The 19,628-nt window shown below is 41.4% G+C and carries 16 protein-coding genes; 8 read left to right on the top strand and 8 right to left on the bottom strand.

The annotated features are described in order from the left end of the window. The first annotated feature begins 3 nt into the window (after nucleotides 1–3). Both ACWICE_RS10900 and ACWICE_RS10895 read left to right on the top strand, forming a co-directional pair. A complete protein-coding gene (locus tag ACWICE_RS10900) occupies nucleotides 4–1,263 on the top strand; it encodes a M16 family metallopeptidase (RefSeq protein WP_454298378.1) in 1,260 nt (419 codons plus the stop codon). Next, the gene (locus ACWICE_RS10895; RefSeq protein ID WP_454298377.1) at nucleotides 1,253–2,524 is read left to right on the top strand and encodes a M16 family metallopeptidase; all 1,272 of its coding nucleotides are present in this window, start codon (nucleotides 1,253–1,255) and stop codon (nucleotides 2,522–2,524) included. The genes ACWICE_RS10900 and ACWICE_RS10895 overlap by 11 nt, the downstream gene beginning before the upstream one ends. Nucleotides 2,525–2,632: 108 nt before the next feature. Here ACWICE_RS10895 and ACWICE_RS10890 read toward each other — a convergent pair whose 3' ends face one another. Genes ACWICE_RS10890 through ACWICE_RS10880 form a run of 3 tightly spaced genes read right to left on the bottom strand, consistent with a single transcriptional unit; the run spans nucleotide 2,633 to nucleotide 4,373 of the window. After that, nucleotides 2,633–3,352: a tRNA threonylcarbamoyladenosine dehydratase gene (locus ACWICE_RS10890; RefSeq protein WP_185212623.1), complete on the bottom strand. Its 720-nt coding sequence runs from the start codon at nucleotides 3,350–3,352 to the stop codon at nucleotides 2,633–2,635. 3 nt (nucleotides 3,353–3,355) lie between these two features. Beyond that, nucleotides 3,356–4,006 carry a TatD family hydrolase gene (locus ACWICE_RS10885; RefSeq protein ID WP_313262236.1) on the bottom strand — a complete coding sequence of 217 codons (651 nt, stop codon included), beginning with the start codon at nucleotides 4,004–4,006 and terminating at the stop codon, nucleotides 3,356–3,358. A gap of 40 nt (nucleotides 4,007–4,046) precedes the next feature. Then, complete coding sequence (locus tag ACWICE_RS10880; RefSeq protein ID WP_185212621.1) at nucleotides 4,047–4,373, bottom strand: hypothetical protein; 327 nt, start codon at nucleotides 4,371–4,373, stop codon at nucleotides 4,047–4,049. 411 nt (nucleotides 4,374–4,784) lie between these two features. On the opposite strand from ACWICE_RS10880, the gene ACWICE_RS10875 reads away from it, so the two are divergent. Genes ACWICE_RS10875 through ACWICE_RS10865 form a run of 3 tightly spaced genes read left to right on the top strand, consistent with a single transcriptional unit; the run spans nucleotide 4,785 to nucleotide 7,822 of the window. After that, the gene (locus ACWICE_RS10875) at nucleotides 4,785–5,696 is read left to right on the top strand and encodes a histone deacetylase family protein (protein ID WP_454298376.1); all 912 of its coding nucleotides are present in this window, start codon (nucleotides 4,785–4,787) and stop codon (nucleotides 5,694–5,696) included. Nucleotides 5,697–5,702: 6 nt separating this feature from the next. Continuing rightward, nucleotides 5,703–6,758, top strand: coding sequence for a nucleoid-associated protein (locus ACWICE_RS10870; RefSeq protein WP_454298375.1), 1,056 nt, complete (start codon nucleotides 5,703–5,705; stop codon nucleotides 6,756–6,758). 2 nt (nucleotides 6,759–6,760) lie between these two features. Next, nucleotides 6,761–7,822, top strand: coding sequence for a DUF3810 domain-containing protein (locus ACWICE_RS10865; protein ID WP_454298374.1), 1,062 nt, complete (start codon nucleotides 6,761–6,763; stop codon nucleotides 7,820–7,822). A gap of 41 nt (nucleotides 7,823–7,863) precedes the next feature. Here ACWICE_RS10865 and ACWICE_RS10860 read toward each other — a convergent pair whose 3' ends face one another. Then, nucleotides 7,864–8,190, bottom strand: coding sequence for a HesB/IscA family protein (locus tag ACWICE_RS10860; protein ID WP_185212618.1), 327 nt, complete (start codon nucleotides 8,188–8,190; stop codon nucleotides 7,864–7,866). Between the two features lie 74 nt (nucleotides 8,191–8,264). Continuing rightward, complete coding sequence (locus ACWICE_RS10855) at nucleotides 8,265–9,437, bottom strand: cysteine desulfurase family protein (protein WP_454298373.1); 1,173 nt, start codon at nucleotides 9,435–9,437, stop codon at nucleotides 8,265–8,267. Nucleotides 9,438–9,522: 85 nt separating this feature from the next. Between ACWICE_RS10855 and ACWICE_RS10850 the strand changes: the two genes are divergently transcribed. Beyond that, the gene (locus ACWICE_RS10850) at nucleotides 9,523–10,377 is read left to right on the top strand and encodes a mechanosensitive ion channel family protein (protein ID WP_454292029.1); all 855 of its coding nucleotides are present in this window, start codon (nucleotides 9,523–9,525) and stop codon (nucleotides 10,375–10,377) included. Nucleotides 10,378–10,527: 150 nt separating this feature from the next. Here the strand turns inward: ACWICE_RS10850 and ACWICE_RS10845 are convergent, their stop codons facing one another. The 3 genes from ACWICE_RS10845 to ACWICE_RS10835 are packed head-to-tail and all read right to left on the bottom strand — an operon-like array spanning nucleotide 10,528 to nucleotide 14,386. After that, a complete protein-coding gene (locus ACWICE_RS10845) occupies nucleotides 10,528–11,253 on the bottom strand; it encodes an MIP/aquaporin family protein (protein WP_454292030.1) in 726 nt (241 codons plus the stop codon). Between the two features lie 45 nt (nucleotides 11,254–11,298). Continuing rightward, the gene (glpK, locus tag ACWICE_RS10840; protein WP_454292031.1) at nucleotides 11,299–12,792 is read right to left on the bottom strand and encodes a glycerol kinase GlpK; all 1,494 of its coding nucleotides are present in this window, start codon (nucleotides 12,790–12,792) and stop codon (nucleotides 11,299–11,301) included. 25 nt (nucleotides 12,793–12,817) lie between these two features. Next, the gene (locus ACWICE_RS10835) at nucleotides 12,818–14,386 is read right to left on the bottom strand and encodes a glycerol-3-phosphate dehydrogenase/oxidase (RefSeq protein ID WP_454298372.1); all 1,569 of its coding nucleotides are present in this window, start codon (nucleotides 14,384–14,386) and stop codon (nucleotides 12,818–12,820) included. A gap of 512 nt (nucleotides 14,387–14,898) precedes the next feature. Here ACWICE_RS10835 and ACWICE_RS10830 point away from each other — a divergent pair. After that, nucleotides 14,899–16,167, top strand: a complete 1,269-nt coding sequence (locus tag ACWICE_RS10830) for a Gfo/Idh/MocA family oxidoreductase (RefSeq protein WP_185212612.1) — start codon at nucleotides 14,899–14,901, stop codon at nucleotides 16,165–16,167. Nucleotides 16,168–16,178: 11 nt separating this feature from the next. After that, on the top strand, nucleotides 16,179–19,577 hold the full coding sequence (locus tag ACWICE_RS10825; protein ID WP_454298371.1) for a family 16 glycoside hydrolase: 3,399 nt from the start codon (nucleotides 16,179–16,181) through the stop codon (nucleotides 19,575–19,577). Nucleotides 19,578–19,628: the final 51 nt, after the last annotated feature.

Here is a 19,628-nt window from a genome sequence, read left to right as displayed (position 1 = left end):
TCAATGATAAAATTTGAAAGATTCATTCTTGAGAATGGATTGAAAGTGCTTGTCCATGAGGACCCTCATAGTCCTATGGCTTGCATGAACATTTTGTATAATGTAGGGGCACGGGATGAGCAGGAAGACAAAACTGGCTTCGCCCATCTGTTTGAGCACCTTATGTTCAGTGGTTCAGTAAATATTCCGAACTACGATCAACCTTTACAGAGAGTTGGCGGTGAAAATAATGCGTTTACCTCAAACGATATCACCAATTACTATATCACCTTACCCGCAAACAATATTGAAACTGCCTTTTGGTTGGAATCGGATCGTATGATGGGCTTGGCATTTAATGAGCAAGGCTTGGAGGTTCAGCGCAATGTAGTGATCGAAGAATTCAAGCAGCGTTATCTGAATCAACCTTATGGTGATGTTTGGCTGAAGCTGAGGGATTTGGCTTATAAGGTGCACCCTTATAAATGGGCTACCATAGGGAAGGAAGTCAAGCATATCGAGGATGCCAAAATGGAGGATGTAAAGGCTTTCTTTAAGAAGTTTTACACCCCTAATAATGCCATTGTAGCCATTACCGGTAACGTAAAGTTAGAGGACATCAAGGCATTGGCTAAAAAATGGTTCGCTGATATTCCGGTTGGGGAAGCCAATGATAGAAACCTTCCACAAGAGCCTAAGCAAACAGCGGCCCGCGTGGAAGAAGTGACCGCGGATGTGCCGGTGAGCAGTATTTACATTGCTTTCCATTCGGTAGATCGGCTAGATCCCAACTATCAGGTGGTTGATCTGATCACGGATGTGCTGGCAAGAGGAAGCTCCTCTAGACTCTACAGGAGTTTGGTAAAGGACCGCAAATTATTCAGCGAGATCAATGCATATGTGCTGGGTAGCTTGGATAACAACCTTATCGTTGTGGAGGGCAAGCCGGTTGAAGAAGTCTCCCTTCAGGATGCTGAGAAAGCAATCTGGGAGGAGCTTGATAAACTGAAAACGGAATTGGTTTCTGTGGAGGAACTGACCAAAGTAAAGAACAAGATTGAATCAACCATGGTCTTTGCTGAACTATCGATCTTAGATAAGGCGATGAACCTGGCATATTATGAATTGCTTGGGGATGCTGAACTATATAATCAAGAAGTAGAAAAATATTTGAACATAACTGCCGAAGATATCATGCGAGTATCTCAGGAGACCTTTCAACGAGATAACTCATCTACATTAATGTACAATGCAAGAAGTAAGGAGGCTGAACATGCTGAATAGAATACATGCACCATCGATTAATGGAATTGGCGATATCAACCTTGAGCGACCAGAGGAAATCAATTTTTCCAACGGGTTGAAGGTTTTTGTGTTCCATGCGCCGGAACAGGAGCTGGTAAAGGCCGAGTTCGTTTTCAATAATCTCTTTGAAGGTTTTGAAAATCCGGTTAGGAACACCGCTCTGAGCTCTATGTTGAAGGAAGGGACGAGTTCATTGAACAGTGCCCAAATTGCAGAGAAGATTGATTTTTACGGGGCTTATCTGGTTCCTGAATTCAGTTTTGACTATAATGCCCTGACGCTTTATTCATTGGGTAAGCATATTGATGCGGTCCTACCCATAGTCAATGATATCCTGAATAACTCCATCATCCCTGAACAGGAATTGCAAACCTATGTGAGGAACAACAGTCAAAGTCTGCAGATTTCATTGGAGAAAACTGATTTTATCGCTCGTCGTCGCTTTTATGATAGCTTGTTCGGTTCCACACGTTATGGACAATCGGTAACGGATGAATTGTTAAAGGGGTTGGATAGGGAAGATATTGCAAGATTGTACAGACAGCAGATTCAACCTAAAAACGCGACATTGTTCCTTTCGGGAAATATTACTCCGGAGGTCTTGTTCAGTTTTCGGAATTATTTTGAAAATCAATGGCTAGGAGATGTTCAGATCAACCATTCGCCATTTATCCAAAAGGCAGAACATAATATGGAGTTGCTTAAGGTCGATAAACCTGGAGCATTGCAATCGTCCATCCGCCTAGGAAAGATTGGAATCAAGCGTTCGCATGCGGATTATCCGGCGTTGCAGTTTGTAAACACGTTGTTTGGTGGTTTCTTTGGTTCCAGATTGATGAGCAATATCCGTGAGGATAAAGGCTATACCTACAGTATTGGTTCGTTAGTGGCCAACCTAAGCCATGCTGGTTTTATTTCCATCGTCACAGATGTTGGTTCTGCATACACAGAAGATACCTTGAAACAGATCGAGTTGGAGTCTAAAAGATTGCAGGATGAAAAGGTGAGCGAAGAAGAATTAGAATTGGTGCGGAACTATATGCTAGGGGCAATGCTAGGAAGCTTGGAATCTATATTTTCGCATGTCGATAAATTCAAGTCTGTCTATTTTTCAGGATTAGACCTTGATTATTACACCTATTACAGCAATATCGTACGAAATATCAACGCCGACCAAGTTCAGGATATTGCCCAGAATTATTTGGGAGTAGATGATATGGTGAAGGTGGTGGTGGGATAAGTAGTATTTAGTAGTTAGTATTTAGTATTTAGACCCTTTCAACCGTCTAAATACTAAATACTTGATACTAAATACTATTTTCAATATACTTGATACTAAATACTAGTTTCATGCCATTAAATCCCTGATTGCTACGGAGGCTAAAGTGCCACCAAATGCTGCTGGTAGGTAGGACATGGTTCCGTAGGCAGATTTTTTGAAATTGCTGCCGTCGGTGTACAGTAAAGATTCTTTATCTGGGAGTTCGGTTGAGAAAACAACTTTGACTCCTTTTTTTATGCCGTGTTTTTTGAGTTTTTTGCGGATATGCTGTGCAAGCTTACAGTTGAAGGTACTGCCAATATCGGCTACTCGGATTTTAGTAGGGTCGACCTTGCCACCAGCACCCATGGAACTTACAAATGGTACCTGGGCATCCAATGCCAAGCGAATGAAAAACAATTTAGGCGTGATGCTGTCAATAGCTTCTACGCAGTAATCGGGTTTTAAGTCCAATAGACCGGGGATGCTCTGTGGCAGAATAAACTCTTGCACCACATTAAGTTCCAATTCAGGATTGATAGCCAATAGCCTTTCTTTCATGATCTCAGCCTTTGCTTGGCCATGATTGGTTGCCAAGGCTGGTAACTGCCTGTTTCTATTGCTGGGATCGACCGTATCTCCATCGATAATGGTCATCTTTCCAACACCAGACCGTGCAATAAATTCAGCGGCAAAGGAACCTACACCGCCAAGACCAAGTACCATGACATGGGAGTTAGCCAATTTCTCCAGAGCTTCTCTACCGACAAGTGCTTCGGTACGAGAAAGCCATGATATATCCATCATTCTTTATATACTATAATTAAAAACCTTCTTGAAATTCAGCAAGATCTGCTGCTCCAGTTCCTGCAAAGGCAGTTTTCTGGCGCGGCAAAAATAAGCATAAATTTCAGAGATTTTTGCATTCTTATCGTCACATTCTAAGAAAACGCGATCGAGTGGGATATTGCGGATTACCTCCAGCATTCCGCCCTGTAAGATGTGTGGGCCCAATGATAGGTAATAGCCATTTTTCAGGAGGGTTTCTGCCAATGCCCAGTTTTTTGCATAGCCATGCATCATGACGGGAACTTGATTGTGTTTTGCGGTCAAGGCACTGAATACTTCCGAATAGGCTCGGACACAATGGATAATAAGGGGTTTGTTGATTTCATTGGCTAATTCGATCTGTTTTTCGAAAGCCATGACCTGCTTCTCCCAAGGAGTAGAGGCCAATTTATCTAAACCACATTCACCAACGGCGATCACTCCTTCTTGAGCCTGATAGCGCAGCAAGGTTTCAAACTGCAGATCAAAATTCTCATCTATATACCATGGATGGATCCCTGCGCTGCAGGGTTTTCTGTAGATAGACTCTTTGGAAACAATGACATTGGGCAGCGTGAGGACTCCCGGATCAGGTTCTGCATGTTTATGGGTATGGATATCGATCAGCAACATATAGATTTTGATTCTAAACTAATGATATTTTTGGCAAAAACTACTCCATTATTTCTACCCGTTCAAATTCAAGGATGATAATTCCCGAAGTGGTATCTATTTTAAAACGTTTGCGATTGTGGTCATTGTCGAAATTCTTTTCGATTTCAGGGACTGTTTCTGAAATCTCGAGGATTACTGGATAGCCTTCGTGGGCAATTTCAGAGCGTGAGTAGTGGGTGACCTGATCAAATTTCATTTTCCGCTCATGACCATGATGGCCGGCATCATCATCCAGCAGTAGGGTTACGAATAGTGTCTGCGACTTGGAGTCTTCTTCTGTTTTTATGATTTCTGCTCCTAATAGAGAATTAATGTCTATTACCATAATGCTACATTGTCTAGGTATCTACCTGTATAACAGAAATCGCGTTATTTCGTTTTTATAATGGGTTAATTATTACTAAAAACAAAATTATTGTGCCTAAGGTCCTCCATAATCAACTTCATGATATCCTTCTTTCTTTCAGCTATCAGTTTAGCCTTCAGATTTTTGATAAAAGGATGCTTCCCAGACGACTGAGACTCATTTTTTGAGGAGTTGTTTTTCTTGTTGAACATATTACCTCCTGATGATAAATTGTTTATAATGGTCAAACATTCTAGTAACCAAATGAGATTCAGCTAACTAAGTGTTGTATTAAAGTTAAGGTAATGTGTTGATAATAACAATAGATGGGAAGAATTTTAAGCAGGGATTTAATTTTGCTTAAGGATTGCATATCTTCGTTTCAAAATCTTGAAATTGCTAAAAATCGCCCATCATACTGCTTATATACAACCTTTGCCGGAAGGACATCGCTTTCCGATGATGAAATATGAGCTGATTCCCGAGCAATTGATTTATGAAGGTTTGGTGGGTAGAGATTCCTTCTTTGAACCTGAATTGGTTGATAAGGAAATCATCTACCTAGCCCATGACAAGCAATATACTGACGCTTTATTGAACCTGACCTTAGATCCGAAGATGGTCCGTCGGATTGGTTTTCCTATGACGGAATCGCTGGTTGCACGAGAAAGGTATCTGATTGATGGAACCATTAAGGCTTCCCTGGAAGCCATGAAAAATGCTGTGTCATTCAATACCGCCGGAGGTACCCATCATGCCGGAAGGGACTTCGGCGAAGGATTCTGCCTGCTCAATGACCAGGCAGTAGCTGCCGCCTATCTGTATCATGAAGGGCTGGCAAAGAAGATATTGATTATCGACCTGGATGTTCATCAAGGCAATGGAACTGCCCATATCTTTGAAGACCATCCCGATATCATTACCTTTTCAATCCACGGTGAGAAGAATTTTCCTTTCAAAAAAGAGAAATCTCATTATGACATCGCGTTGCACGATGCTGTCGAAGATGAAGAATACCTTTCCATATTAGCAGTTAGTATTCCCGAATTATTTAATAAAGTTGAACCTGATTTTGTGTATTTTCAGTCAGGTGTCGATGTATTGGCGACTGACAAGCTCGGAAAATTTAACCTGAGCATGGAAGGTTGCCGCCAGAGAGATGCGATCGTCTTTCAAAATTGCAAGAAGTTTAAAGTCCCAGTTGAAGTGAGTATGGGCGGCGGATATTCTGTTCACATCAAGGATATTGTCAATGCTCATGTCAACACCTATAGGACTGCCATAGATATTTACGATTTATAAAAAATTATGTTTTTTCACCAAGATGCTAGTTTCCTGAACCTGATAATCCATCATGTAGGAAATAAAAGCCAAGACGAGTATTTTACCTTATCTGAGGAAGAAGTTGATGTTAAATCTGATGAGATATTAGCAGACCTGTTGATGCAATATTTTATGAAGCCATTTGCTAAGGCGAATGAGGTCTATCGATTCTACCATCCTAACGATACCTTGGATCTAAATGAGGTTTTTTACTTTTCAAGACAGTATTTCAAAGGAGAATTGGGATTCGTGGAGTTTTCAAAATCCATTGCTAAGTTCCTGTATGAAGTAACCGAACATCCCAAGATCAAATCTGGAGAGCTATATGTTGTAGCTCTGGATAATGTGCAATTGGAAGGAGAGGAGCATAAGGCTATAGGGATCTTTAAATCGGAAAATAAGGAGGCTTATCTGAAAGTTTATACCGAAGCTTCAGGCTTAGGGGTGAATTACGAAGAAAAAGCAATCAATATCAATAAACTTGATAAAGGGGTGGTCATCGTGAATGTTGAAGAGGAGGAAGGCTATAAAGTGCTCTGTGTGGACCAGACCAATGGTTCTGAAGCGGTGTACTGGAAGGATGATTTCTTAAAACTGAAGACCAGAAATGATAACTACCAACAGACCGGGAACCTGATGAAAGTCTACAAGAACTTTGTTAACGATAAGATAGATGAGGTTTTTGATATGGACAAAGCAGATAAAATTGACCTGATGAACCGTTCCATGAACTATTTCAAGACAAAGGAAACCTTTGTGGAGGATGAGTTCAACGAAGAGGTAATCGGTAACCCTGATGCTATTTCTCTATTCAAGGATTATAAGAGCAATTTTGAGGATGAGTTTGAAACTCCTTTCCAATCGAACTTCGATATTGCTGCTCCAGCAGTGAAGAAAATGGCAAGCAGCTATAAATCCGTCCTTAAACTGGATAAAAACTTCCATATCTACGTGCATGGCAAGCGTGAGCTCCTTGAGAAGGGTTATGATGATGATAAGGGAATGAATTATTATAAACTGTATTTCGAAAACGAAGATTAGTCATGGCAAGACCTAAGTCAAATAAGCAGTGTTACAAATGGATAGGCATCTGTATTTTGCTGATATTGGCCTTGCAGATCTTTCAATCAAACTCGAGTTGGGTAGAAACTGCTTATAGCCGTGGTTTCTACCCAATTTACACCTATATCCCTAAACTCCTTTTTGGCTGGTTACCCTTTAGTATCGGAGACCTGATCTATGCTTTTATCTTTATCCTTCTTGCATGGACACTAATAAAAGCCATTGTTTTGCTCTTCAAAAAGCAATATGCTCAGTCAGGAAAACGATTTTTAAGGTTTATTGGCCTACTCTTGACTTTCTATATCTTTTTTTATGCTGCTTGGGCATTGAACTATTATAGGATACCCATCAGTAAGCAATTGGATATAAAAGTTGATACCATTAAGCTTGAAGACCATCTATCGGTACTGGAGGCCCATATTGCCAAGGCAAATGGGCTTCGGGAACAGATAAATATTACAGATCAGGATAGGGATAAGGCAGCTGGGCAGATTCAGGAATTGATGTTAACTGATCAAACATTTCCTATGCTCAGTAAGTCGCAGGTCGAGATTAAGACCCCATTGATTGGTCCTATGGCATCGTATTTTGGAGTGTCGGGTTATTTCAATCCATTCAGCAATGAGGCTCATGTCAATGCTGAGATGCCAAAAACGAGCTATCCTTTCACGGTTGCCCATGAACTATCCCATCAGATGGGGATTGGATTTGAAGACGAATGTAATTTTATCGCTTTTGTTAAGCTGAAGGACCATGCAGATCCTTGGTATCAATATGCGGCCTATTATGAAAGTGTTACTTACCTGCTTAGGACCTTATATCTGGTCGATAAAGAAAAGTTCGAGACCTATAAGGAGCAGCTTTCCCCACTAGTAATAGCTGATATCAAGGAAGACCAAGATTATTGGCTGCGCTATACCGGTTGGATATCGGATATATCAGGCTTGTTTTACAACCAATATTTGAAACATAACAATCAGATCGAAGGGATGGCAAGATATGGGATGGTCAGTAGGTTGATCATTGCCTGGGAAATAAAATAGGCTAACTGAACCAGCTAGCCTATTATAAATTTTATCTTTTATTATACAGAGAAACTTTCTCCGCATGCACAAGTTCTAGAAGCGTTTGGATTATGGAATTCAAATCCTTTACCTGTCAGACCATCAGAGTAATCCAATTCTGTTCCGGCTAAATAAAGGTAAGATTTGATATCTAAACAAATCTTTACTCCATTGTCCTCGAAGAACTGATCTCCTTTTTTCTCTTCATTGTCGAAGTTCAATTTGTAAGATAGTCCTGAGCAACCACCACTTTCCACAGCAACACGTACGAAATAAGTGTTATCGTAGTTCTCTTCCTTAATAATTGCGCTTATACGTTCTTTTGCTTTATCAGTAACGGTAACCATGCTTTCTCCTTTAAATAATTCTACAAAAATACATAAAACAAATATGAAATATGATTTCAATCATCTTTCTTCTGTCAAATTAATCCTTCCTTGTACATCTCCCAAATTGGTGAATCCTTCCTAATGCTTTCACAGGCGGCTTTTATGAGAGGAATCGCATAGTCTATTTCTGCCTTGCTATTGTATTTGCTAAAGCTGAAGCGAAGGCTGCAATAAGCTTCGTCATCGGTATAGCCCATGGCCTTTAAAACATGAGAAGGATCTCGATCTCCAGAGACACATGCCGACCCAGAGGAAATAGCTATGGTTGGAAGTTTGGTCATTAATTCTGTTGCCTTTACATGTTTGATATGTATATTGCTGCTGTTGGGTAATCTGTTGCTTCCCAGTGTTTTGATTTCGCTCTCCTCAATCTCTTCTAGAAGCCTTTTTTCAAAGTAATCTCTTACCTCTTCCACTTTATCATGGTCGAAATTTACCTGTTTCGCTGCCTCTCCCAAGCCTACAATTTGATGGACAGCATAGGTTCCGCCACGAAAGCCTGATTCCTGTTTTCCTCCTACAATCAAGGCTGGGATCTGGGTAGGTTTCGTCTTCCTGCGGATATATAATGCGCCAATTCCCTTCGGTCCATGGATCTTGTGGGCACTCAAACAGATAATATCGATAGGTATCTTACTGAGGTCCAATGGCAGCTTTCCAATCCATTGGGTGGCATCACAGAAAAAAAGAACATCGTTTTCTAAACAGATCTTGGCAATCTCTTCAATAGGTTGAAGAACTCCGGTTTCATTATTGGCTGCCATAATGCTTATCAAAACTGTTTTGTCTGTGATCGTGTTCTTTAATTCTTCCAAATCGATAACTCCGAATTTGTTCATCTTGAGGTAGCTAACCTGCATACCTTCTTTCTCCACAGCGTGACAACTGCTCAATACAGCTTTATGCTCCGCACTGGAAGTGATGATATGGTTGCCTTTGGATTGATAGGCTTTGCTGATTCCCTTGATTACGGTATTAATGGATTCTGTAGATCCCGAGCTGAAATAAATTTCCTTAGGGTTTACATTCAATAATTCTGCGACCTGTAAACGAGCCTTTTCTACAGCATGGTTGGCTTGTCTCCCTAATTTATGCTGTATGCTGGAAGCATTTCCGTAGGAGTCCTTTAAATAGGGGAGCATGGCCTCAAAGACCTGATTGTCTATCTTCGTTGTGGCATTATTATCAAAATAGCAGTAGTCCATATGTTAAAGTTATTTAAAATATTAAGCCATCAGCTGAATAAAAGACTATTTTTTTATTTTTGGGCTAAATTATCACAGCAAGAAAATGAACTTTGCAAATTTAGAATCAAGCTTAGAGAAGTTGTTCGACGTAATCCTTCTTAAAATCCCGAGTATAGCCGTTGGTTTCTTCATCTTAATTGTAGGCCGTTACATCATAAAATTCGTCCTGAAATTTATCGATAAGCGCTTTGTCAAAAAAGATGTTGATATTTCAATCCGTTCCTTTATCAAGAGCCTTTTAAAATTTGCGATGTATGCCTTATTGATCCTGACGGTAGCTAATACCATGGGGATTGAAACCACCTCCTTTATCGCTGCATTATCAGCCTTCGGTCTAGCGGTTGGTATGGCCTTGCAGGGAAGCTTGTCAAACTTTGCAGGAGGGGTGCTGATCTTGGTGTTCAGACCATTTGATGTGGGCGATTATATATCCAGTGCCAATGGTTCTTCTGGCTCTGTGGAAAGGATTGATCTATTGTATACCACCATTATTGATGATGATGGAATCCGCGTATTTAGTCCTAACGGAACCTTAGCGAATTCGGTCATTAAGAACTATACAAAGATCACCGCGCGAAGAATGCAGTTCACTTTCGTTGTTTCCTATGATACGAACATCAAAGTGGCTCGTGAGGCAATCCTTTCGGTATTAAATACTGATGAACGTATTTTGGATGCGCCAAAGAAAGAGGTCATCGTGGGTGACTTAAAGGAATCAGGAATCAGTTTGGTGGTAAGGGCTTGGGCGAACCGCGAAGTATTCTGGGCAACGAAAAACCAGGTTAGCGAGGAAATCAAGAATGTTTTAGATGGAAAGAATGTAATATTCCCTTCCAATATTGTGAAGGTCATAGATGAAACTCCAGGCGACGAAGAAAAGGACAAGGCCGTTTCCTAATCCATTGAGTTTATCAAAACATAATATCGGTAAGCTACAACAGCCTGTTGTAGCTTACTTAGTTTAGAAGGGTCCTCCTTACTATACTTTGGAAGTACTTTCTGGTTGATTTTGTTCAAAATCCTAAAGAATCCCTTTTTCATATTTTTTTTAGTGAATCAATAAATTCAAACCTACAGCTAATAATGCTCCAATAATTGGACCAAGAACAGGCACCCAAGCATAACCAGCATCAAATCCAGCTTTATTTCTTATCGGAAGGATGGCATGTACGATCCTTGGACCTAAATCCCTGGCAGGGTTGATCGCATAACCCGTTGTTCCACCTAGAGAGAGTCCGATCACCCACACCAAAAAGGCAACAGGAATTGCCCCAATAGAACCCAAACCTACCACAGAATCATCCGAAAGCTTGGCATCCGTAAAATGGAGGATAGTGAAGATCAGAACAAAGGTTCCCACAACCTCCGAGATCAGGTTGATGGGCAGGTTCCTGATGGCAGGTTCTGTACAGAATACAGCTTGCTTTGCACCAGGGTCTTCCGTAGCATCAAAATGACTCTTATAGACCAACCATACCACAGTTGCCCCGATCATAGCACCCAAAAACTGAGCAGCAATGTAAGATAGGGAAGTAGCAAGGTCCAATTTGCCCAATGCCAGGTTCGCAATGGTTACAGCGCAGTTCAAGTGGGCTCCTGAATAGGGAGCGGCAATGCTGACCCCTACAAATACAGCCAATGCCCAGGCGGTTGTGATCACGATCCATCCCGAATCATTTCCTTTAGTTTTGTTCAATACGACATTGGCAACAACCCCGCCTCCTAAGAGAATCATTACGGCGGTGCCAACAAGTTCAGCTATAAATGGTGTCATTTTTAGGTTTTATAGTAATATGTTTTCAATTAGGTGTTAGTGGTATTATGCGTTATCCGACCAATAGATCACAGCATTTACCGCACGTTTCCATTGTTCAAGATTCTTGTCCAGCTTTACGGACTTATTGTTTTCAATGCGTTTATCTTCTTGCCAAAGCTCTTGGAGTTCCGATAGATCCTTCCAGAATCCAACAGCCAGACCCGCTAGAAATGCGGCTCCCATAGCAGTAGTTTCTGTGATCTTAGGTTTTACAACCGTAGATTTTAATATATCAGCCTGGAACTGTAAAAGGAATTGGTTTTGAGTCGCACCGCCATCCACGCGCAATTCTTTGATCTTGGTCTTAGAATCCGCTTCCATGGCTTTCAGGATATCATGGGTTTGGTAAGCGATACTTTCGATGGCTGCCCTAGCAATATGGGCATCGGTTGTTCCTCTTGAGATTCCAAAGATTGTTCCTCTGGCGTTCGGGTTCCAATGTGGAGCACCCAATCCCGCAAAAGCAGGGACTAAATAAACCCCATCAGTGGTGTCAACACTGGTTGCCAAGGCTTCTATATCGCTTGATTTTTTGATGATCTTTAACTCATCCCTTAGCCATTGTACAACAGCTCCGCCAATAAAAATACTTCCTTCCAAAGCGTAGACTACCTCTTTTCCGATTTTCCAGCCAATGGTAGTTACCAATTTATTTTCCGATTTGACAGGTTTGTTGCCAATATTCATCAACAAGAAACATCCGGTACCATAGGTATTCTTGGCCATTCCCTTTTTCAGGCACATCTGCCCAAAAAGAGCCGCTTGTTGATCACCGGCGATACCGGCAATCGGAATAGGTCGGCTGCCCAATTCGGTGGATGTTTCACCATATACCTCAGAAGAGCTCTTTACTTCAGGCAACAGGGACTCCGGAATGTCAAACAATTCCAATAGTTCCTTATCCCATTCTAGATCATTGATATTGTAAAGCATGGTTCGTGATGCGTTGGTCACATCCGTAACATGTTTTTCACCATTTGTCAAGTTCCAGATCAACCACGAGTCAATGGTTCCAAAAGCAAGTTCCTTGCGTTCAGCCAGCTTTCTTGCACCTTTCACATTGTCCAGGATCCATTTGATCTTTGTTGCAGAGAAGTAAGAATCGATCAGGAGACCAGTTTTCTCCTGAACCATATCCAAGTGACCGTCTTTGATCAGCTTGGCACAATAGTCAGCAGTTCTGCGATCTTGCCATACGATTGCATTATAGATAGGTTCACCAGTTCTACGGTTCCATACCACGGTCGTCTCCCTTTGGTTGGTAATACCGATACCTTTGATGGATTCCAACTTGGTCTTGGATTTCGCCAAGGCTTCCGTGAATACAGCCATCTGGCTAGACCAGATTTCCTGCGGATCATGCTCCACCCATCCCGATTTGGGATAGATCTGTTGAAATTCCTTTTGGGCTATGTTGACGATATCCCCCTTTTTGTTAAATAAAATTGCTCTCGAGCTTGTCGTTCCTTGATCTAATGCAACAATATATTCTTTCATTCTCTACGGTTTATATAGTCTTGAATTATAGTGTGTAGCGTTTCGCTAGTTCAATGTATTGCTTAACTTCATCTTGTGCCCAACCTTCAGGTTTTCCCAGTTCCTTGGCCATGATCTCGGCCACTTTAGGAGCGGCTTTCATCGACGCCTCGGCATCTAACAGTAGGAGGCGACAACGTCTGGCAAGGAAATCTTCAACCTTACGGACCATCTCGTAACGGCAAGCCCAAACCACTTCAGCGGCGTTGTATTCATAGCCATCCACCAGCAGGTCGCGTAAGAATTCATCCTCTTGGATCAGTTGCTGTATCGCTTGATAATCCTTACCATAAAGGTTCCAATGCGCATGATAGACATCTGGGGTTGAACCATGGATTGCTAGGTTTTTGGTCCTACATGGTACATTTTTCAATTTCCCGATCTCAATGGCCATATTGACGGTGTCTTCTGCCATTTTACGATAGGTTGTCCATTTACCTCCCGTAATCGTGATCAAGTCAGATTCCGAGTGGATAAGCTTATGGTCCCTTGAAATTTCCTTTGTGCTTTCATCATCGTCTTTTGGAGCGGCCAAAGGCCTTAATCCGGCATAAATAGCTAGGATATCTTCACGCTTTGGCGCTGGATTCAAATAACTGTCTGCGGTTTCCAAAATAAAATTGATTTCATCTTCCATTGGTCTTGGTTCGATCATATGATCCTTGATAGGGATATCGGTTGTACCGAGCAGGACTTTTCCATGCCAAGGCACACCAAAGAGGACACGTCCATCACTAGTCTCGGGAATCATCAATGCATCGATCCCATCGAGGAACTTCTGATCAATCACGATATGCGAACCTTGACTTGGACGGACCAAGTTTTTATGCTTAGGGGAGTCCATCTTCAGGATATCGTCCACAAATACACCGGTAGCATTGATAACCGTCTTAGCTTGAATGCGATATGATTCGTTTGTTTCAGTGTCCCTTACGGTAATTCCATTGACTTTTCCTTGCTCATTCTTGTGAATCTCCATTGCTTCCATATAGTTCAGAACGGTCGCACCATGTTCAAAAGCTGTCTGACCCAAGTTCACGGCAAGTCTCGCATCGTCGAATTGACCATCATAGTACAAAATCCCACCTTTCAGGCTTTTTGTCTTGATATGGGGGAGTTTCTGAACCACCTCATCTTTGGAGAGGCCTTCCGAATTTCCGATGCGAAGGCTGCCTGCAAGCCAATCATAGAGCTTCAGGCCAATTAAGTATTTTAATTTGCTAAAAGTCGAATAGACAGGGATAACAAAGGATTGTACGGATGAAACGTGTGGGGCATTCTTAAATATCAGGCCTCTTTCTCTCAAGGCACCCATCACTAATTTGATATCACCATTGGCCAAGTAACGGACACCACCATGTACCAATTTGGTACTCTTGCTAGAGGTTCCCTTGGCGAAGTCATATTTTTCGATCAATAGGACTTTAAAACCTCTACTGGCAGCATCTACTGCTGTCCCTAAGCCGGTAGCACCGCCTCCGATGACTACCAAGTCCCAAATGGTTGATTCTTTTAGTTTATTGAGTTGATCTGATCTGTTGATTCCAGCGAGCATGTAATTGTGTTTTATGCTAAATGTAAGAATTTTTAAGAAGAAATTAAATCCATGCTGAGGACTTTACATAAAATTAACGCCTTTAATAATCCATAAAAAAAGGCGTATCTCCTTCTTTTTTAAAGGAATTTTATTCTTATTTTTGATGTTAAGCCAATATAAATAAATCTTGAATTTTATAAAAACAATGATTTATTTATCTTAAATTACCTTTAATAATGTTTTATAGTAAGAGCCGCATCTACCGCTACGATACTTAGTAATAATTCATTTACGCAAACGATTGACTAAATCCTACTGACCAAAAATAAAAGTATATGACTTAAATTAATAAAGTTATGACTGAATGTGATAACCGAAAACTGAAAAGTTTTCCTACACTTGTGAAACTAAATCTATTTATACAATTTTTATGATACAATAATCTTCTTTTTTGCTGAATCAATTTCCGAGGGTGGGAGCTGTTCGTAGCAAGGAAAGAGTTTGTTATATCCAGTTGAATCATAAATTTTATGAAAGAAAACAATAATACTTCTAGGCGCGATTTTATCAAGAAATCGTTGATTGGGGCAGCAGCATTTACTATTGTGCCTCGTTTTGTACTTGGAAAAGGCTATCTAGCACCCAGCGATCACTTGACAAAAGGGGTAATCGGTGTCGGCTCCATGGGCCGTGGACACTTTGAATACGCCGGTACCAAGACAGTCGCTATCTGTGATGTGGATACCCGCCACTTAGCAATAGCACAAAAAGCATTGGGTGGAGGTGTCAAGGAACACCATGACTTCCGTGATTTGATCTCAAATCCTGAAGTAGATATTGTCCACATCGCTACGCCACCACACTGGCACGGATTGATGGCGGTCGAGGCTGCCCGCTCCGGAAAAGATATCTGGTGTGAAAAGCCAATGACCAGAACCATCGGTGAAGGTAAAAGAGTAAAAGAAGCTGTCAAACAGCATGGTAATATTTTCCGTTTAAATACATGGTTCCGTTTTGATGCCAATTTCTATGGCATGAATGTACCGGTTAAGAAAATCAAGAAATTGGTTGATACAGGTATGCTGGGATGGCCATTGAAAGTGACCATCAGCAAGCATACAGGATTTGACTGGAAATTCTACTGGGTAGGAAAAACCAACCTTCCGGTGGAGCAGGTTCCAAAAGAATTAGACTATGATATGTGGTTAGGTCCAGCACCATACAAACCATACAGCACCCACCGTACCCATTTGACCTTTAGAGGTTATTGGGATTATGATGGGGGTGGCCTTGGTGATATGGGTCAACATTACATGGACCCAGTTCAATATTTCTTAGGAAAGGACAATGAATCACCAGTTAAGATTGAAGTTGATGCACCACAACAGCATTCAGATGCGGTAGGAACTTGGAGAAAGATTACCTATACCTACGCAGATGGTTGCCAAATTATCTTGGACGGTGAAGGCACGGAAGAAGGAAAAGCGTACATAGAAGGGCCTAATGGAAAACTATATAGGGGATTTGTTTCGGATATTCCAGACTTGGAGCGCAAGCTGGCTCAATATCCAGATCCAGCCCCTCAAGTTACCGACTTCGTAGAGGCAGTTCGTACGCGTCAGAAATTTGCACTGAATGAAGAGAATGGTTATTACTCCTGTACCTTGATCAACTTAGGGCTTGCAGCGCTTAGATTGAACAGGACTTTACATTATGATTCCGCGAAACAGGAATTTGTCAATGATGAAGCAGCTAACAGATTAATTCACCAGCCGATGAGAGGCCCTTGGTCTTTCTAAACCTACGAAACATGAAAAAAGTATTTAACACCATAGCCGCATTATTATTTTTACAAGTTGCCGCTTATGCACAGCAACCAACGGGACGCACCACTGCGACCAAGATTGCCGATGTATTAGCCCAACAGCCTGCAGAAGAACAAGCAAAGTTCCTGATGGCAATGAAAGAACTGGAAGGATTTACTTCCGAGGATGTTTCAGCGCTATTGCTAGGATTGAAACCTCAAGGAGGAAATAATGCGCCAATAGAATATGCAACTAATTCATATGCGTTTTTTGTGATGCAACCCAACATGGAAGGCCAACGTGCAACCTATGTAAAGGGCTTATTAGAGGCATTGGATAAACTAACCGACAAAAACAACAAGGGATACGTATTCGAACTGCTTAAATTCTGTGCTAAAAACGATGCTATTGAAAAGGTAGCTCCGTACTTGGCAGATGAAGACTTAGCTGAAAAAGCCGCTCGCGTTTTGAATGCTATCCATACTCCTGAAGCTGCTAGCGCATTAAATGCTGCTTTAAACAGCTCAGCGACTGAAAAAACAGCTACTGCGATCGTAACGGCTCTTGGTGAGCTGGAATCTACCGAAGCGGAAGCGAAAATCATCGAACTGATCGGAAAATATACCTCAGACAATTTCCAAGTTGCAGGTTTAACGGCATTGAGTAAAATTGCTGGTCCTAATTCCGCAGAGCTTTTCTTAAAAAAAGCAGAAGAAAAAAGCTATCAGTACGATAAGACCAATGCGGCAAGTCTAGCGGTAGACTATGCAGAAGGGTTAGCTAAAAAAGACAAGGATGCGGAAGCAACCAGATTTGCTACCACCTTATACAAAAATGCTACGGCATTCAAAGCGCCAACAATCCAAGCCGGAGCTATTTCGGTATTGACAGCCATCAACCCAGCCAAGCAGAAGAAACAATTGATCAAATTGGCTTCTAATGAAGATAAACTTCTTCGCAATGTAGCCCTAGGCCTATTGGCTGATGAGGCGAAAGCGAGCGACTTGGTAAAACTAGCTGGTTCATTGAGAAAGTTTGATGGCGATGCCCAAGAGAGCTTATTGAACTTTTTGGCCACCGAAGATGCAACGGGTTCAGTTAAGGCTATTGAAAAAAGCTTTCCTGCATTGAAGGATGAAGAAGCAAAAATCGCAGCTTTAAATGCGCTTTCTGTATTGACCAAAGGAGCAAATTCAGACTTCTTGATCAAACAGATACCAAATGCCTCTGAAAAGGAATTGGCCGTTATCAAAACATTACTTTTATCCTCAAAAGATAAAGGAACAATGGATGTTGTGAATGGAGCTTTAGCCAATGCTGATGCAAAAACCCAAGTGGCTTTATTGGATGTCCTATCACATAGAACGAATCCTTCATCATCTGCTGCGGTATTGCCCTTAACAGCTTCAACGGATGCTGCAGTGAAATTGGCCGCTTTTAAAGCTTTGTCCAATACCGTAAATCCCGATAACCTTGAGGCAGTTATCCAATTAATGGACAATGCTTCCGGAGAAGAATTAAAATACGCACAGCAAGCAGCCATCGATGCAATCAATGCCAGCCCAGATAAGGATGCTAAAATCCAACGTTTGGCAGCTAATATATCACGTTCAGCGGCTCCTTCCGCTGCTAAATATTTCCCAATATTCGCAGGTGTAGGTGGTGCAGATGCCTTAAAAGCAGTTGAAAACTATGTAGAGAGCAATGGACCGTTAAAAGCTGAATCCATCCAAGCCTTGGCAAACTGGTCAAACTCGGAATCTCTTCCTGTTTTGATCCGTCTTTCCAAAACGGAAAAGGATCCAGCGCTATTCAATACCATTTTCAATGGCTTGATCAAGCAATTGAATGCAAGTACTGTCAATCCAGAACAGAAAACCTTATTGTTAAAAGATGCTTTTGAACTGGCGCAAGACGTAAAGCAAAAGAGAGCTGCGTTGTCAAACCTTCAGTCTACTGGTACTTACCAAGCCTTGATGTTTGCTGCACAGTACATGAATGACAAAGATCTAGGTGGATCAGCAACCAACGTAGCCATGAATATCGCTATGGACCATAAGGACTATATTGGAGCTGATGTTCGCAAGATCTTAAATGATGCTGCCACTAGACTATCAGGAAGCGAAAGTTCTTACCTGAAAGAAGCTATCGTTCGTCATCTAGCAGAAATGCCAAGCGGTGAAGGCTTTGTTTCCATGTTCAATGGTAAAGATTTGACAGGATGGCAAGGATTGGTGGAAAATCCAATCAAACGTGCCAACATGTCGAAAGCGGAATTAGCGAAGAAACAAGCGGAAGCAGACAAAAAGATGCGTGAAAGCTGGACTGCGCAAGATGGTGATCTTGTATTCAGCGGACATGGTGACAATATCGCTACAATCAAGAAATATGGCGATTTTGAAATGTTGGTGGATTGGAAATTAGATCCTAATGGTAAAGAACCAGATGCTGGTATTTACCTGAGAGGAACTCCACAGGTTCAGATTTGGGATATCTCTCGTACCGAGGTAGGTGCTCAAGTAGGTTCTGGTGGTCTTTATAACAATGCTAAAAATGCCAAAGACCCTATAAAAGTTGCAGATAATGCTTTAGGCGAATGGAATACCTTCAAGATCAAAATGGTAGGTGAAGATGTATCCGTTTGGTTAAATGGCGAATTGGTTGTTGATAATGTTCCATTGGAAAACTATTGGGACCGTAATCAATCCATCTTCCCAACGGAACAGATCGAATTGCAAGCTCATGGATCCAGAGTATGGTATCGTGATATCTTTATCAAGGAAATTCCTCGTAAGGAAGTCTCTACTTTGAGCAACCAAGAGAAACAAGAAGGTTTTGAATTGCTGTTTGATGGTACTAACCTTGATAAATGGACGAGTACTTCAGCTTATGAGATCACTCCTGAAGGCTATATCCGTTCAAATCCAGATGCAAAATTTGGAAAGAACCTTTATACCAAAGATCAATACGGCGATTTCGTATATAGATTTGAGTTTAAATTGACGCCAGGAGCAAACAACGGTGTAGGTATCCGTACACCATTAGAAGGCGATGCTGCCTATCAAGGTATGGAAATCCAAATCTTAGATGATGGAGCTGACGTGTACAAAGATCTTAAACCTTATCAATACCATGGTTCGGTCTATGGAATTATTGCTGCTAAACGTGGTGCCTTAAACCCAGTTGGTGAATGGAATACGGAAGAGATCCGTATCCAAGGCGATAAGATCAAGATTACCGTTAATGGAAAAGTTATTGTAGATGGAGATCTGAAACAGGCGACCAAAAATGGTCCAGCTGATGGTAAGAGTCACCCAGGTCTAAGCAATAGCACTGGCCATATCGGTTTCTTAGGTCATGGTACAGAAGTTTTCCTTCGTAATATCAGAGTGAAAAAATTGTAAATAGATTTTAATAGAATGAAAGAGGGACTGTCCATTTAGGATAGTCCCTTT

This window comes from Sphingobacterium sp. NPDC055346 (assembly GCF_053645235.1).
Note: the sequence above shows the minus strand (reverse complement) of the source record. Positions and strands in the feature narration are given on the sequence as shown.

Bases quoted from the DNA above. Each gene is read 5' to 3' on its own strand.
- ACWICE_RS10900 (WP_454298378.1), top strand. From the start codon at position 4: ATGATAAAATTTGAAAGATTCATTCTTGAGAATGGATTGAAAGTGCTT.
- ACWICE_RS10895 (WP_454298377.1), top strand. From the start codon at position 1,253: ATGCTGAATAGAATACATGCACCATCGATTAATGGAATTGGCGATATC.
- ACWICE_RS10890 (WP_185212623.1), bottom strand. From the start codon at position 3,352: ATGATGGATATATCATGGCTTTCTCGTACCGAAGCACTTGTCGGTAGA.
- ACWICE_RS10885 (WP_313262236.1), bottom strand. From the start codon at position 4,006: ATGTTGCTGATCGATATCCATACCCATAAACATGCAGAACCTGATCCG.
- ACWICE_RS10880 (WP_185212621.1), bottom strand. From the start codon at position 4,373: ATGGTAATAGACATTAATTCTCTATTAGGAGCAGAAATCATAAAAACA.
- ACWICE_RS10870 (WP_454298375.1), top strand. From the start codon at position 5,703: ATGTTTTTTCACCAAGATGCTAGTTTCCTGAACCTGATAATCCATCAT.
- ACWICE_RS10865 (WP_454298374.1), top strand. From the start codon at position 6,761: ATGGCAAGACCTAAGTCAAATAAGCAGTGTTACAAATGGATAGGCATC.
- ACWICE_RS10860 (WP_185212618.1), bottom strand. From the start codon at position 8,190: ATGGTTACCGTTACTGATAAAGCAAAAGAACGTATAAGCGCAATTATT.
- ACWICE_RS10855 (WP_454298373.1), bottom strand. From the start codon at position 9,437: ATGGACTACTGCTATTTTGATAATAATGCCACAACGAAGATAGACAAT.
- ACWICE_RS10850 (WP_454292029.1), top strand. From the start codon at position 9,523: ATGAACTTTGCAAATTTAGAATCAAGCTTAGAGAAGTTGTTCGACGTA.
- ACWICE_RS10845 (WP_454292030.1), bottom strand. From the start codon at position 11,253: ATGACACCATTTATAGCTGAACTTGTTGGCACCGCCGTAATGATTCTC.
- glpK (WP_454292031.1), bottom strand. From the start codon at position 12,792: ATGAAAGAATATATTGTTGCATTAGATCAAGGAACGACAAGCTCGAGA.
- ACWICE_RS10835 (WP_454298372.1), bottom strand. From the start codon at position 14,386: ATGCTCGCTGGAATCAACAGATCAGATCAACTCAATAAACTAAAAGAA.
- ACWICE_RS10830 (WP_185212612.1), top strand. From the start codon at position 14,899: ATGAAAGAAAACAATAATACTTCTAGGCGCGATTTTATCAAGAAATCG.
- ACWICE_RS10825 (WP_454298371.1), top strand. From the start codon at position 16,179: ATGAAAAAAGTATTTAACACCATAGCCGCATTATTATTTTTACAAGTT.